The organism is Agathobaculum sp. TL06, from assembly GCF_054658635.1.
On sequence record NZ_BAAGGY010000036.1, the window covers coordinates 1 to 15,675 of the forward strand.

Annotated in this window: 14 protein-coding genes; 3 read left to right on the top strand and 11 right to left on the bottom strand. The window is 49.0% G+C overall.

What is annotated here, in order from left to right; all coding sequences use genetic code 11:
* Window positions 1-172: 172 nt before the first annotated feature.
* On the bottom strand, window positions 173-1,018 hold the full coding sequence (locus ACYQ3S_RS14890) for a tyrosine-type recombinase/integrase (RefSeq protein WP_459690107.1): 846 nt from the start codon (window positions 1,016-1,018) through the stop codon (window positions 173-175).
* A 522-nt stretch (window positions 1,019-1,540) separates the two neighbouring features.
* Here ACYQ3S_RS14890 and ACYQ3S_RS14895 point away from each other — a divergent pair.
* Window positions 1,541-1,795 (top strand): site-specific integrase, encoded by a 255-nt coding sequence (locus ACYQ3S_RS14895; protein WP_459690108.1) that lies wholly within the window; start codon window positions 1,541-1,543, stop codon window positions 1,793-1,795.
* A 447-nt stretch (window positions 1,796-2,242) separates the two neighbouring features.
* Here the strand turns inward: ACYQ3S_RS14895 and ACYQ3S_RS14900 are convergent, their stop codons facing one another.
* The 3 genes from ACYQ3S_RS14900 to ACYQ3S_RS14910 form a co-directional block, all read right to left on the bottom strand.
* Window positions 2,243-3,568 (bottom strand): 5-methylcytosine restriction system specificity protein McrC, encoded by a 1,326-nt coding sequence (locus ACYQ3S_RS14900; RefSeq protein ID WP_459690109.1) that lies wholly within the window; start codon window positions 3,566-3,568, stop codon window positions 2,243-2,245.
* The gene (locus ACYQ3S_RS14905) at window positions 3,549-5,630 is read right to left on the bottom strand and encodes an McrB family protein (protein WP_459690111.1); all 2,082 of its coding nucleotides are present in this window, start codon (window positions 5,628-5,630) and stop codon (window positions 3,549-3,551) included. The genes ACYQ3S_RS14900 and ACYQ3S_RS14905 overlap by 20 nt, the downstream gene beginning before the upstream one ends.
* A gap of 93 nt (window positions 5,631-5,723) precedes the next feature.
* Window positions 5,724-6,752 (bottom strand): SHOCT domain-containing protein, encoded by a 1,029-nt coding sequence (locus ACYQ3S_RS14910; RefSeq protein WP_459690113.1) that lies wholly within the window; start codon window positions 6,750-6,752, stop codon window positions 5,724-5,726.
* A 255-nt stretch (window positions 6,753-7,007) separates the two neighbouring features.
* Between ACYQ3S_RS14910 and ACYQ3S_RS14915 the strand changes: the two genes are divergently transcribed.
* Window positions 7,008-7,340 (top strand): MerR family transcriptional regulator, encoded by a 333-nt coding sequence (locus tag ACYQ3S_RS14915; protein WP_459690115.1) that lies wholly within the window; start codon window positions 7,008-7,010, stop codon window positions 7,338-7,340.
* A 59-nt stretch (window positions 7,341-7,399) separates the two neighbouring features.
* The gene (locus tag ACYQ3S_RS14920; RefSeq protein WP_459690116.1) at window positions 7,400-8,539 is read left to right on the top strand and encodes a leucine-rich repeat domain-containing protein; all 1,140 of its coding nucleotides are present in this window, start codon (window positions 7,400-7,402) and stop codon (window positions 8,537-8,539) included.
* A 102-nt stretch (window positions 8,540-8,641) separates the two neighbouring features.
* Here ACYQ3S_RS14920 and ACYQ3S_RS14925 read toward each other — a convergent pair whose 3' ends face one another.
* From ACYQ3S_RS14925 to ACYQ3S_RS14955, 7 genes are all read right to left on the bottom strand, one after another.
* Window positions 8,642-9,100, bottom strand: coding sequence for a metallophosphoesterase family protein (locus tag ACYQ3S_RS14925; protein WP_459690117.1), 459 nt, complete (start codon window positions 9,098-9,100; stop codon window positions 8,642-8,644).
* A 15-nt stretch (window positions 9,101-9,115) separates the two neighbouring features.
* Entirely contained in the window at window positions 9,116-9,754 is a 639-nt protein-coding gene (locus ACYQ3S_RS14930; RefSeq protein WP_459690119.1) for a Vat family streptogramin A O-acetyltransferase, read from the bottom strand.
* Window positions 9,755-9,769: 15 nt separating this feature from the next.
* Window positions 9,770-10,216: a flavodoxin domain-containing protein gene (locus tag ACYQ3S_RS14935; protein WP_459690120.1), complete on the bottom strand. Its 447-nt coding sequence runs from the start codon at window positions 10,214-10,216 to the stop codon at window positions 9,770-9,772.
* Window positions 10,217-10,441: 225 nt separating this feature from the next.
* A complete protein-coding gene (locus ACYQ3S_RS14940) occupies window positions 10,442-10,804 on the bottom strand; it encodes a hypothetical protein (protein ID WP_459690122.1) in 363 nt (120 codons plus the stop codon).
* A 26-nt stretch (window positions 10,805-10,830) separates the two neighbouring features.
* Window positions 10,831-13,977, bottom strand: a complete 3,147-nt coding sequence (locus ACYQ3S_RS14945) for a type I restriction endonuclease subunit R (RefSeq protein WP_459690123.1) — start codon at window positions 13,975-13,977, stop codon at window positions 10,831-10,833.
* Between the two features lie 23 nt (window positions 13,978-14,000).
* Window positions 14,001-14,540: a hypothetical protein gene (locus ACYQ3S_RS14950; RefSeq protein ID WP_459690125.1), complete on the bottom strand. Its 540-nt coding sequence runs from the start codon at window positions 14,538-14,540 to the stop codon at window positions 14,001-14,003.
* Window positions 14,541-14,584: 44 nt separating this feature from the next.
* A complete protein-coding gene (locus ACYQ3S_RS14955; RefSeq protein WP_459690127.1) occupies window positions 14,585-15,580 on the bottom strand; it encodes a DUF3644 domain-containing protein in 996 nt (331 codons plus the stop codon).
* Window positions 15,581-15,675: the final 95 nt, after the last annotated feature.

Consider the following 15,675-nt stretch of genomic DNA (forward strand, 5'->3'; position numbering starts at 1 on the left):
TTGTTTCGCCATGCCCATAACCAGCTTATCTCTTGCACTCCCAGGATTTTCATGCTAAAATATCTTCGTAAATATGTACTCTGCCGGTTGCTTTTCTGCCGGTCTGGGACAATCTGTGAAGTTTGTCACGGTCAAGCCGGCATGGCGCACACGACAAATTGTGAAGTTTGTCCTATCCTACCAGGCCGAGCCGTTCCAGCTGCCTTTCATGCTCCGCGCCGGTGGAGATCAGGTAGATGCGGGTTGTTTCGATGCTGGAATGTCCCAGCACGTCGGCCAGCTTGGCCACGTCCCGACAGACCTGATAGAAGGTCCGCGCAAAGAGGTGCCGCAGGTTGTGGGGGAACACCTTGGAGGGAGCCACCCCCGCCGCTTTGCACAGGGCTTTCATTTCCGCCCAGATCTGCTTTCTTGACATCCCGTTTCCGTTTCTGGTGAGAAAGATCTCGCCGGAGACGGTTTTGTTTTTTCGGGCGAATTTGAGCAGCTTTTTCCGCAGCTTGCCGGGGATGAGGATGGTGCGGATTTTTCCCTTGAGGGCGATCTCCGCCCTGCCTTTCTGCACAGCCTCCACAGTGAGGCAGCGCACCTCGCTCACGCGGATGCCGGTGGCGCAGATGGTTTCCATCAGCAGCGCCAGCCGCTCCCGTCCCTGGGCGCGGGCGGTATTCAGCAGGCGGTCATACTCCGCGCGGGTCAGCTCCCGACTGTCATCCCGAAACAGCCGCCGCTGGAGCCGCAGGGCCTTGACCTGACAATCCCGCCAGCCTGCAAGGGCGAGGAAACGGTTCAGGCTGCCCAGCATGGCGTTGATGGTGGCAGGGGCGTAGCCCGCGGACACGAGATACGCTTTCCATCCGGCCGCCGCGGCTTTGGTCACGTCCCTGCCGTCCAGCCAGCGGGAAAAGGCGCGGACGTGGCGCAGGTAATTCTCTATCGTCCCCGCGCTGCGCTCCTCCGCGCGCAGGTGTGCCGCAAAATCACGGACCCGCCCGGCGGTTATCTGGTTTTCGTTCATATTGAGACCTCCGCATATCAAAGTAACGTCATTATTTTACCTTGCCGGAGGCGCTCTATGCGGTTATGCCCCGATAACTGCGGGGCGATAGAAAAATATGGGCTGCAATAAATCGACTACGCCCCTGATATGCTTGGCATGTTGTATCCATACCGTTCATCAGGCGGCTGGTGTCCGTGTTCGCGCCAATGCCGCCGACGCTCTTGCCGCAGTTGTCGCCCGGTTGGAGGAGATCAGGGCCGCAGCGCGGACAAGGCCAGTATCGACGCGCATTTGGATGAACTGCGGCAATTCTCGGATGTAGATGACACAGCCTATTGGGCCTACTATGACATCATGGAGGCCGTGAACCCCCACGCTCGCAGAAAAGACGATGGCGACGAGAAGTGAACAGGGCTGAAATAACGCTCGCTGCCGCCGTGTATGGTGGGGTTTTCTGGTAATGCGGTCCCGCTTTCACCCGAGAGCGGCCGTCAAAACAAGTACACGGACAGGCAGAGATGAAAAAAATAGTAGTGGAGTATGCCAGCATATTCCACCACTATTTTTATCGTGCCAATCAATTGGTCAAAACAATTGTGCGCGCGAAGCGGCCACAATGACTACTATTTCCACACGCTTCGTCATACGTTTGTGACGCTCTCCCTGCAAAACGGCGACGACGCGCTGACCGTCAAAGAAAACCTTGGGCATCACTCTGCGGCATTCACCCTGAACACCTTTGGGCATATGACACAGGCGATGCGCCGCGACAGCGCCAGCGCATGGAGAAGCTGATCCAGACGACTGTGATTTCCAAAAACGCGTGATTTTCGTCAGGATTGTCGTCAAAAAAATGAATGCGCACAAAATATACCGCATTTTCTCGCAAAACAACAAAAACCGCACTTTATCGAACGATAAAGTGCGGTAATCTGGCGGAAAGCCAGGAATTCGAAGAGCCAAATTTCGGAACTTATGCACTATTTTTGTGTTATTACATGCCGTTTCATCTGAAACAGCACGAAACCCTGAACATTTAGACGCAGTTGGATTTTATACTTTCAGGCTGTAAAGGGTACTTTTAAGGGTACGGGACAGCCCCGTTTTGCATCGCGGTTTGATCTCAAAAACCATCCACTGTTGATTTTCTGCCCCTCGCATCGGCACTCGCGCCGATGCGAGGGGCAGTTTTTATTCTGCATCACGATAATAGACCATTCCCCCAACGCTTGTCACGGTATCTTACGTTGCAATCCCCTGCATTGCATTTATGAAAACCTGCTCCTGTTTTTTCATTTCTGCTACAAAGCTCTCATAACAGCTGGCTTTACTTGGGATTTTCAGCCCATGCTTTTCAACGCAAATATCTTCCCTTGCCGCAACATTATTTTCGTAAGTGGAACCCTTGTTCAGCTGAAAGTGCAATATACCAGCCTGTCCTGTTTCCGGATAGCAGAAAATCCCTTTCTTCGCATCAAACCGAAACATGTAAGCAAGCATTTGCAGAAAATCTCTGTTGCCGATATTCTGCATCGGCTTATATTTGGCATCTGCGATGACGCGTTGCATGTGATTACGGCTGACAAAGTCTGGATAGATCAAACCGTTGCGCGGCGAGAACAACCATTGCGCCCCTATACCGCGCTTGTTCATCGGATGATAAAAGCGATCGCCCAGCAGACTGTGGATATATTCTTCCCACAGCCATGCCCCATCAAACAGCAGGCCAAAAATTTGACGCGACCCCGATCCAATCTGATGCTGTTCATGCTGCAGAATCAAAAGGCACAGCCGTTGCAGCGCTCGATATTCGCGATAATACGCATGCCGAACAGGATCATTTCTATTATCCGCAACAATTTTGACTCTATGATAGGGCTGATATGCCAGCGTCGCATTCACAACCAACGCCACTTCATCTCGCACCGCTGCAAGCAGCTTTCTACCGAATGCCTTTGTCTTGATATACTCGATGGTATGACGCACCAATTCCATCAACGCATTGTCATAGGAATACTCCCTCTGATGATACGCAACAGTTCCGACAAAAGGCGTGTTCCTGGTAATATGCTGGGCAACATCAATAACGCCCTTAACATTGCTATCATTGTAATCGCGCTGCACATACGTTTTGTAAATGCCCTTGCGCATCGCCGCCTTGAGATAACGCGGAAACAAAAACACCAACAGGTGAAACAGCGCATTGTCCTGATCCGCATCTGTCATCAAATCGACTACGTTTGGATACCCCATGACCCGGTTCAGAAGGTACTGCAAGAAATAGTCCGTTTCGCCATCTGCAAAACGCGACGTGATTACGAGCCGCTCATTGCCATATCCCAGAAAACCCATGACATTCCCGGAATAATAACAGTCATTCACGCCTTGCAAAATCATTTGCTCTGCTGCAAGGTCGTCCGATTCGTCAATCTGCTCCGGGAACACGAAAATGCCCTCCCTTTCGAGCTGTTTGAGCGTTTTGTTTGCGATCTTTTGTGTGATACCTGAGATTTCACAAAAAGTTGACTGAGGCACGACAGCATTATCCCTAATTCTCAGTTGCTTCATCGGTATCTCCGTTATGTGTTTCCGGATAGCCATATGCTTTTTCGAACCGCTGCATTATGCCGGATTCGTCATACATGCCGTGGATATACTCCTGTAGCAACGGACGCAAGCAATCTGTCCAGAGTTGATCAAAGCTCAAGGTTTGCAGCTTCAAAAAGTATGCTGCGCCGATTTGATAGTTTTCATTGAGTTCCTCCGCATTGGCAATTTCTTGGTTGAGCGCGGTCATGCGGCGGATCGCTTCCTCTTTCTTCTCCCCGATCTGATCGAGCATCTCCAGCCGGTCGTTCGCCTTGATTTCAATAAACCGGAACCGACGGCGCATCGCAAAATCAAAACTGTCTACCGAGCGATCGATATCATTCATGGTGCCAATCAGATAGACATTCTCCGGAATATAGAATATTTCATCCGGATCTGCATGCATATTGGCATATTGCGTCGATACGGCGCCTGCCTCCCCTCGATAACCAGGGTCTATTGCAAAGAAAAGCTCACCAAAAATCTTGGAGATCTCACCGCGGTTGATTTCATCAATGATAAAGACATAATTCTTTCGTTTTTCCCTGTTTATATTCTTCTTTGCGTGCTTCTTCATTCTGGCTTTGATTGCTTTATAAAGTACAAAATCATAGGAATAGGCCTGCGTTGCAAATTTCTTGCCAAAAAAGCTGGTAACATCCTTTATCTTATCGAATTTTTGATCCGATTCCAGCATTTTTCTGATTTCGTCCATATTGAGGCTGATCGTATCCACACATGCGTTTCCCGGAATGCGGATGTTAATGTGTTGATCGTCAATGCCGGTAACGAAAAACGGGTTGCCTGTAATGGTGCGAAACTCGTCTTCTCCCAATTGTATGCTCGCAAAGAACTCCTCCAACGCATCTTGCGCGGATACTTCCTTTGCAATCATCTCCTGCGATTTCGAAGAATCCTCATAGTTTTTTCGGGCGCAGTCAATAAACTTTTTGAAAATACCGTCCTGCAATGCAAAGCCCATCGAGCCATCGCCATTGAGTTTGGGCCGCAATCCTTCCACAAAGTCCGTATAATCATAGCTCGGATGGAACTGCACAAACCCCACCTGCTGTTTTTGCTCATCCGGCAAATCTTCATACCGATCATAGTATCCATCGCTGACAATATCCGCTGCGATTTCCCGCGCCAAATAGGTCTTGCCGGTGCCCGGCGCCCCTCGGAAAATAATATTTTTTGAAGCTCGCAGCATGGCCGAATATGGGTTTGGCGCATTCTCGACGGACTGTACCAGCGTGTCTGGAGTAACATCTGTGTGACTCGCTGATTTTTCCTCTCTCTCATTCTTATCACGATATACCAGAACAAATCGGTCTCCCGGCTCCCCAAACCGCTTTAAGCATTCCTGCACAAACAGGATTGTCGAGAAAATATTCCAACAGTAAAACACAAACTGCCGGCCATCATCATAACCGTACGTCAAATATTCGATTGTATTGCGGTATCTTCGATATGCATTGACGCTGGAATATATACCGCGGATCACCGGGTTGCCCGGCTTGTACTGACAAACCGGGAACGCTTCTTTTTCCTCAATGGATAATGCCGCAAGCTGTTTCTCGAAAATTTGACAGGCAATGCGCGGCATGGTCTGATTGGTATTTCGCCTTTCACCCCTGCTATATTTCCGGCGGATCACTGTTCCGTCCGCTTTCTCGAAATACGTATCCAACGGCTTATAATGGTCTCCCAAGCTCAAATCGTCCATTGTAAATCGCCCATCTGTGGACGATACCTGATCAGCAGAGATCGTCAATTCATATTTCTGCTGCTTTTCTTCAATCTGAAACCCTTCGTGCTGTAAAAATGCTTTTGCTTCTGCGGCGTCAAACGTATCTGCTGCAATTTCCGTACCATTTGTCAGATGCGCCGCCACAGCAATCACATATTTGGGCGGATATCTCTTGCCATCTTCCGTGATCAGTTCATATCTTGTGCTTTGATGCTGCACTGGCACGCCATGGGCATCAATGTACTGCAATGCCGCTGTAATATCCTGTTTTTTTATCTTCGGAATCGCCATATCACACCTCATTTTCGCTCAATCTCTATATCTGCATTGTATCTCAACACTTAGCATGCTTTCAGCATATCAGCGTCACCTGTACGAAACAGCTTATATCTTCGCCAGCAGCTCTGTCTTTTTCACTTCGAATTCCTCCTGCGTAATGGCGCCCATTTCCTGTAATTTTGCGAGTTTTTCGATCTTGGCAAAGACATCCTCTTCCGGCGGCTCTGCCGCGTCCTCTTTCCTTTTCTTCCCCTTGGCAAAAACACTGCCAATACCGCTTTTCAGATCCTTCATACCTTTGGCCGCTCGACCTTTAATCGATTTTTTCTCTTTCTCTGCCGGAACCCCCTCATCCGTGACGTCCTGCATCGCTTGATAATCCGCCATGATCTCGTCCTCGGTGTAATCGAAGTTCGCTTTATCCAAGGACACGGCCAACCGTTTTGCCATCGGCAGCATGGAAGCGAAGTTCAGACCGCCGGAAACCACGCCACCGACCACAGGAATCGCCTTTGAAATTCCTTTAGCTACCGTATCCTTTGTCACCTTAACGCCGACCAACTTTCCCACCTGCTTGACGATCGGATACCAAAGCGTTTTGGTGAGCGCCTTTTGCGGCAGTTTTTTGAGCGTCGTTTTCGCCAGTTGTGACGACAGAATTCTAACGCCAGCCGCTGCACCGGATACGCCAAACATAACGCCACAGTACAAAATCAGTTGTCCGCGCACGACCTCATCATCGATCTGCCCGTCTTTCCACAAGTCCTGCGCACCATATAAATACGCCAGTTCCTGCGCCAATCGCAGCGACATGCCAAAAAACTGCAGGGTGTCTGCCGGAACAGTCAGTCCCATGGCAAGACCACCCGGAATGCCCATAGCAAAGGAAGCCGCAGACGAAGTGCTTGTCCGCACCAAAATGAGCTTATTGGCGATTCGTGCCAAATCCTCCCGGGTGCAGCCGGCACCGATTGGGCCAAGGTCGATGATTTGCTGCGTATCTACATCCTCTTTGGCGAAGCATTCTCCCAAAAACTTCTGTCGATCGACTTTCACACCCGGAATCTGAACGGCGTTGTTGATAATTGCCTCAAGAGCGACTTCGCTGGTTTCTGCGCTATAAACTTCCTCCATCTTTTGCATCCTCCTAAATTTCGATACATCTTGATCTATCCCATACTATAACACAATTTATTATTTCAGAAAATATTTTGTTCTTGTTGCCTCCCTATAAGCCCAACCGCCCAACTAACAGCTGGGCGGTTTTTGCTCCTCACCGTTTGCGTGCTGGCGCGGCCACGCGAAATTTGCAAGCCCTGTCATGGGGATGTGATTTCGCAATAAAAGTTCTTGACTGCACGCAGCGTGCAGTTTTATGGTGAGGAGGTAATGAAAGCGGAAAAGACATTGCGCGAGGTTTGTGCGGCGCTCCAAATTTCCCGAAGAACGATACAGGGTTACGAAAAAGCCGGTCTGGTTTCCCCTTCCGGCAAGAACAAATACGGCTATTTACTCTATAACCCAACAGCTCAAAAGCGGATACAAACCATTCACTTCTATCAGCAGCTCGGGTTCTCTATCAAGGAGATCCAAACAATCGCAGACGCTTCGAGAAAGATACAAAAAGCGGCGCTTGTCAATCGGATTGCCGTGCTCGAAGCCGAACAAATACAACTACGGCACCTAATCCAACAAGCAAAGCAGTACATCGCTGCGCTTTAAGTAAATCCATTCTCTATGCGGAATCACACCCTACACACTTCATCCAAGGAGGAACCAAAATGAAAAAAACACTCATACTTACGTTGACCTTATGCCTTGCCGGTATACTTGCCGCCTGCGAAACGGCTTCTGCTCAACCAGCCAACACACCCCTTACAGACACTTTATCCGAAAGCGCCACAGGCAATCCACAAACAGAACAGCCGATTGTTGCATCCGATCTCAAGCCGTCGGAAGGACTGGCATTTGAAAGCAACGGAGATGACACCTGTACGCTAGTTGGGATCGGAATTTGCAAAGACGCCGACCTTGTCATTCCGACAGAAAGCCCAGATGGTGAAACCCTCACCGTGATCGAAGAAGATGCTTTTATGGGATTAGAAGATGTCAGCAGCGTCACTTTGTTGAACGGCAATTACGAAGTGGAAGATCGTGCATTTCAGTATGGCGAAATGACCGAAGTACACATCATTGGCGGTACGCCGATCATCGGTGATAGCGTTTTCTCCACCTGCGAAGATCTCACGCGCATTACTTTTCAGAACTGCAACGTACAGCTTGGCGAGTACGCGTTTTTGGACTGCGGCAAAGACGCTGAAGTGGTTTTCACGAACTGCACTGGAACTGTGGATAAATATACGTTCCAGTACAGTGATCTTGCCAGCCTGTCCATCGACCAATGCAATTTGAACATTGCGAAAAGTGCATTTGCATCCTGCGAAGCGTTGACCGCGATCACATTTCAAAACAGTACACTCACAGCCGGTAAGTACGCGTTTTTCGGTGTAGGGGACAAAGCTGTCGTGCAGGCAGATAACTGCGCGCTGACACTCGACAACTGGGCATTCCAGTATGCTTCACTCAGCGAACTGACAATCACTGGGGACAAAGCAGAATTGGGCGATGCCGCATTCGGCAGCTGTGAAGATCTGACAGCCGTAACCATCGACTGTCCCACTGTAACGCTGGGGGAATATGCGTTTTTCGGATGCGACGATCTCACCACCATATCGATCTGCGACAATGGCAGAAAAGATAACACGATCACCATCGACAACTACGCATTCCAGTATAACGACAAACTCACTTCGGTTACCGTAGGTAACGGCACGGTGGAAACCGGCGAATACCTCTTTTCCGGGTGTCCAGACGACCTGAGCGTTTCCATCGCAGGAAAAGACTACATGACTTTGGCATAAGCAGACCCCGAAGGGATGCGAACGCATCCCTTCGGGGTTTGCTATTATAGTTCATGCTTGTCGAAATGCAAGAAATCTACATCCTGTCTGGATACCGTACCGTCACTTCGCTTCGTGCGGAATTGTAATTTTGTCCACCGTGATCCTGCCGTCCGCGACTTCCACTACCATCATAGTGATCTCCTGATGAAAGCGCCGCGGGCCGCAGGAACCGGGGTTGAGCCAGAGTACGCCGTCTTGTTCCTGCTGCACATACTTATGCGAATGGCCAAACACTACCACGTTCACACCAAGAAGGTCTTTCGGCACTTCCTTTTTGTTGTGTACCATGAAAAATGTCAGGCCCTCCAGCGTGACGGTCAGGTCGTGCGGGATGGCTTCCGCCCAATCCTTATCGTTGTTGCCGCGAACAACATACAGCGGCGCGTACTGCCGCAGCTCGTCCACAATGCTTTGCTTGTTGATGTCGCCGCCATGCAGAATGACATCAACGGTTTTCAAAAGCTCCACCACCTCAGGCCTCAACAGGCCATGCGTATCAGACAGAATGGCGATTTTCATATAGCTTTGCTCCCATTATGGCGCAACACGGCGTATTTGCTCCAAATCACCGCTGCACAGCACCTCCAGATTGCGGAATATCTTGTCCGGCTCCCAGTCCCACCACCGGAGCGCAAGCAGGTATTCCGTCAGCTCCGGCGAGAAGCGGGGACGGAGCACGCGGCACGGGTTGCCCGCCGCGATGGTATAAGGCGGGATGTCGCTTGCCACCACGGCATTGGCGCCGATGACTGCGCCGTCCCCGATGTGTACGCCGGGCAGCACTGTGACGTGTTGGCCGATCCACACATCGTTTCCCACAACGGTATCCCCTTTGAGGGGCAGTTCGTCCAGCGCAGGCGTACATTTCTCCCAGCCGTGCGCGAAAATGTTGAAGGGATAGGTTGTGACCGAGGCCATACGATGGTTTGCTCCGTTCATCACAAACTCCACGCCCTTGCCGATCGCGCAGAACTTGCCGATAATTAGTTTGTCCCCGGCAAATTCATAATGATGCGTCACATGCGCCTCAAAATCCTCGCCGCCGGTGTCCGCGTCATCGTAATAGGTGTAGGCGCCCACCTCAATATTGGGGCGAGTGATGACATTTTTGATATAGCAAACGCTAGGAAGGTTTTCATTTGGATGCACCGCATCCGGGTTCGGTCCAAACATAACCATGTCCCTCCTTTATCCGTTTTGTATCTTCCGACAGAACGCACGGGCTTTATGCAGATCGCGCGTACTAGGGTGTCCCATAGCAATACCGCCCACCAATTTCCATGGTCCCAAGGTATCATAGCCCGGCAGCCAAATGTGCTGAGCACTGGTCAGCCCTTTTCCCCCGCGATCACCATCAGTACCTTGAAGCCATTTCCCTTCGCCGCGCCATATGTGCAGACGAAAAAACACTGGTTTTCCCAGCGGCAGGTATTGCCGCGCGAATGCAGTCACGCCCTCGTGAAACTTCCCGAAATACACGCCGGAGGCAAAACCGACGCAGTCGTATTCCTCAAACTGCACAGCCTGCCGCGTCGTAACGTCGATTAGGTCAATATCCCCCTCCTCCGCCATGGCCTGCAATACTTTCAGTGTATTGCCGTGATGGCGGGAGCAATAACAGATCGCAGTTTTCATCGTGTGACCTCTCTCAATCGCTTCTTTTCCTCCTGCTTCTGTATCACCGCCGCGATGATCTCCGCCGTGAGATGTGAGCCCTGTTCGTTTGGATGGACACCATCGGCTGCATAAAGGTTCTTGGCATCGGACAATTCATAAAACCGCCGTCCAACCTCTGCGAGTAGCGCATGGTTGTTCTCTGCCGCTTTGCGGTAAGCATCCGCAAGTCCGCACGCCGTATTATCATAGTCCCAGCCCTTGGCGGAAAGAGCTGCGCTGCCCCGCTGGTAACCCCAAGTGGCATAGAGGATCGGCACCGCTCCATTCTCCCGTATTATCGCACACAGCCGCTCCACGCTGGACAAAAAACGTTCCGGCGAAGAAACCGGGCCCGTGGCTCATCTCCTGTAAAACGGCATAGTCCCAATGCTCCTGCGTGAGCGCTGCCTGCGTCCGTGCGCCCAGCTTGGTTTTGGGATTGAGCTGCTCAGACAACCGCGCGCCGCCGCGCGTGTGGTACACGACCTCCGCACCGGTCAGCTCCGCCAGCATCCGCGGCATGCCATTTGCAAAAGTAAGGCTGTTGCCCAGCATGAGTATACGCACCGCAAGTCCTCCTTAGAGAAAACAAATTATGCTACATCAGGATAGCGGGTATAAACATATTCATAAATTTTCTGGCGGTATCCAGAAATGCTGACCTCATCATAGCATTCCGGCAATTCTGCCCACAAGGTATCCCGAATCAGGTTATCCACCGCAGCTTTGGTTTCCTGCTTATCCGTCCAGTGATCCAGCTCCGCAATTTTTTCTTTCACCTTTGCGAGCAGATCAACCGCCACCTGCTTAATTTTCTGAATATCCTGCTTGGAAAGGTTTTCAGAAAACAGGAAATCATAGAGAGACAACTCCTCATCACTGGAGAAACCCTCTCGCACATATCGCTGCTCCTCCTGATCCATGCTGCTTGCCAGGGTCATCAAATCCATAAAAGTTTTTTCGATAGTAGCCCGATTCTGTTCGCTGTTATAGTCCGCAATAATCTGCTGGTATCGCTCGTAATAATCGATGCGTTGAGGATTAGCAAACAGCAGCTTATCCAAGCGTTCCCGAATCAAATCATCCAAATCCTTGAGGATCAGATTTTTCTTTTTCGCGCGGGCAAACTCGCGCCCAAGCAGAGCAAAATCAATTTTGCTGATGTCAAACTGGCGGGATGGTGCAATCCCTTCTTCTGGCGTATCCACCTGCACATACTCGCTGATGATGCTGTTGATCTCCACCATCAGATCTACATTACTGGCGCTTTTGCGTTTTTTCTGCAACTCGTGGAAAATGGCCACAATGGCTTCATATTCTTTCCTAGTTGCCGCAGAAACATCCTGCCGATCGGTATACTTCATTAGGCGCACAAGTTCGGCGGCATAGGTCTGAAATTGCTTTCGTTCCTCCAAGGTACCGCTCACCGCATTGGCGGCAGTCTGGAGCAATGCCAGCTTTTCAAAATTCTTTCCGTCAATCAAGTCCTGCAAGCAAAAATTATGCTGTTTTAGATAGTCCTTTGCTGCCGAGATGGTATCCAGAATGCGGGCAATGAGTTCCTCTTTGTCTACTGTGGGATCGGCACCACCCTGTCCATCTGCATTGGCTGTGTAGTCCGCCAAGGCCTTCCGCAGCGCCTTGACGATGCCGATATAGTCCACGATCAAGCCGTTGCTTTTGCCTTCCGCTACACGATTGGCCCGTGCAATCGTCTGCATCAGAGTGTGAGCCTTGAGAGGCTTGTCCGGATACAAGCAGGACAAGCACTTCACATCAAAGCCAGTGAGCCACATGGCACACACGAATACCACCCGCAATGGATTTGCCGGGTCCTTAAATTCCTTGTCGAGTTCCCGTTTCTCCATCTTCTGACGGTGCGTCTTGATATCGAGCCCCCACTTTTGAAAAGTCTGAATCTCATTCTGCTCTTGACTGATGACAACCGCCATCTCAGTTTCTTTCATCCATTCCAGCTTACGGCACAGCTCCTGTGTCTCCTGCTGGGTGGCGTGCTTGATCTCCTTTTCCAGTCTGGCGATTTCCTCTGCCCAGTACTTTTGCACCAGATCATACATCCGAACACAAGTCACCTTGTTTAGGCACACGAACATTGACTTGCCGCTGGTCCACAGGTCGGAATAATGCCCTACAAAGTCCTTTGCAATGGACTCCAGACGCTGCTGGGCGGTCAACAGGTGGATCTCTTTGGCAAACTCTCTTTCCAGCTTTTCCTGCTGATCCACATCCAAGTCGGCTCGCTCGATAGCGTCCAGAATTCGGTCAGTGATCTCCGGGTTGTGCAGATCCGCGATTTTCTCTCCCCGGTTTTCATAGTACAGCGGTACTGTAGCGCCGTCCTCCACCGCCCGTTTGAAGTCATACACCGATATGTAGCCACCAAAGGTGCGCTCGGTAATATTGTCGTTAGACAGTAAGGGCGTACCGGTAAAACCGATACGGGAGGCCGTAGGCAGCAAATTCACCATGTTGTCGGCGAAGATGCCGTACTGGCTGCGGTGCGCCTCGTCCGACATGATAAGAATGTCATGGTCTGGATAAATGGGCTCCACATTTGGCTTGTTGAACTTTTGAATGAGGGTAAAAATAAAACTGGGGTTGCCTTTCAATTTCTGCACCAAATCCTCACCGCTGCTGGCGATAAACTGGCTGGCTTTGGTTTTGCCCAGCAAGCCGCAGTTTTCAAAGGTGCTGCTGATCTGTTTGTTCAGCTCTTCCCGGTCGGTGAGAATGACGATGGTAGGCGAGCCTGCAAACTTCCGCCGAATCTTCTGCGCCAGAAACACCATGGAATAGCTCTTGCCACTGCCTTGAGTGTGCCAGAATACGCCCAGCTTGCCGTTTTTGAGTTCTCGGGCTTCATATGCGTTTACCGCTTCATTAACGCCCAGATACTGGTGATTGCGGGCCAGAATCTTAGCAGTACGTCCGCCGGAGTGGTCATAAAGGATGAAGTTTTCCAGCAGATCGAGAAAATTCTCTTTTTTACAGATGCCCCGCAGCATGGTCTCCAGCGCCACGCTGCCCTGATCCTTTTCGTTTAAGCGTTTCCATTCATGGAAAAACTCATACTTACTGCCCAGCGTTCCCACCTTGGCTTCCAGACCATTGGAGAGGATCAGGAAGGCATTATAGTAGAATAAATGCGGGATAGTGTCCAGATAGTCGGTATAATTATGGGTGTATGCCTCCTGCACATCCACCGTATTCTTTTTGAGTTCTATAAACAGCAGCGGAATGCCATTCACAAAACCTACAATATCCGTGCGGCGGCGATAAAGATCACCGTGGATTTTCAATTCTTGAATGGCCAGAAAGTGGTTGCGCTTTGAGTCATTAGGATGTTGAAAATCAATAACCGCGGCTTTCTTCTCCTCTGTTCTGCCGTCGGGGCGCTGCACCGTGACAGGAATACCGTCCCGGATGAGAGCGTACTTTTCCTCGTTGATCTGCATAAGGGAGGCAGTAGAGAGATGGCTTTCCATCTTTTTCTGTGCCTCATCCAGCTGGGCAGGGGTGAGCCACGGGTTCAGCCGCTGGAGCGCCTGCCGAAAATACCGGGTGAGCAGGATTTCCCGGTAGCTTGTCCGGCCAAAAGTACCGTCTTTGCCCAGCTGTTCCGTATTGTAGGCAAAGGCCACATCCCAGCCCAACTCCCGTCCCAGCACGTGCCCGGCACTGTCCTGTATCATTCTATTTTCGGAGTAGTCGTAGCTCATAAGATCCCCCATATAATTTTGAATTACTTTAGTTTCAATTGATCATGTATTTTACAAAACTGTTGTAGCAGTTCTGTAGTACTTTTATTGAATTGTAATTTTTGATTTTGCAAATCATCTTGAGTCTCAATTTGCAATAAAACGGCGAGCAAACTTCTACAAACATTTGACAGCATTTTTTCATTTATGCCATTAAACAAAAAATGCGCCTGCATTAGTTGCTTTTCAATTGGAATATACTTTTGAACTGCCCATCCATGTTTTAAAAAGTCAACTGACTCATCACAACCATATGCCGCACAGAATGCCTCATGCGCTTTTTTCGGACTACGGGCGTCTGTGAGCAATCGTTGAAAAGCGAGACATCGTTGTATTTCCGCATATACCTCAAATCTTTTTTCAAACAAATCGATCTTTTTTTGCCGATATGCAATACTGAGGGAAATAATTACTGCAACAATAGACAACACTATTGGCGCTATGGCGATAACATAATCCAATACGCTTTTTTCAGATAGTTGGCGGACGGCCTCAATCAAATCCCTATAAATTTCTTCTGTCAAACCCACACCTCCATTTTTTGCTCAACACCTTTGGTAGTAGTCAGTCATGTGACTGTCTGCAATTTTTCATATTCCGCAAGTAAAGCATCAACTGCTTCTAATGTGTAAAAATCTTTCTTTGTTCCAGCCCTATTATGTGGATCGAGATAATTAGGTTGGCAGTAGCGTTTATCAGTCTTTATCTTTTTCATTGCCATATTAAAAATCTTCCCAAATTTGATATCCGGATTTTTCTCTTTGGCCTTCAATCGCAAGTCTTCATATCGCAACGGTGGAATATCGGGCTCAACTCGAAACACTGGCGCATTAGGATCATCGGTGGGACGGATTTTCTTATATAAAGCAACTGCTGCAGGATCTTTACTCAATGCCGCAATAATATCTGCATTTTTAGTATCACGAACTTTTTCTGTAACAAGATTGAATCCAACTACAATGCTATCCTGAATTCCTGCTTCATTTAGGTCCTTAATGGATTGTATGACATCATTTACAAATTCATTATGAGCCCGTCCATAGTCTTGCTTCAAGTAATCTATGGGGTCAAATGGCAATTTCATCCCAACGGGCAATATGATCAAGTTATCATCCTTAGATATATCTTTTTTAAAATATTTTTTTAGGAAAGCGTCATAATTCAGCACTGCTTTACAAATAAGCATAAACATAACTGGATCAAGTGATTTTTCGAAGAAATGCACATTAGAACAGCGGTAATCATTTAATCGCTCTAAATTTTCATATATGGCCTGAAATTTTTTGTTTTTTTCAGTTGCGTTTATATGATTACGAACTAATATTAGAGCCTTTGTAAACGAGATCGTATGATTGGGATCTTTTTTATTCTCATAAATACCTTTTTTTGAAATAAATTTGTAGACATAGGCCTTCAATGCAAGTTCCCAGGCATTTATAATTAGTATAACAGCAGTAGAGTATCGATAGGAAATATGCGGCTTGTTATGAATTTCAATTCCCGCAAAAAGTGCTGCTTGTGAGGAATCGAGCAAGAGTTTTGTAACAGATTTACCTCGAGACATATTAACACCTCCATGCAGCCAATAATCAATTCAACGAAGATTTTAATCGCTAACCTTGGACCATTTTTCAATCAGATAATTTATAAATGCTGAGC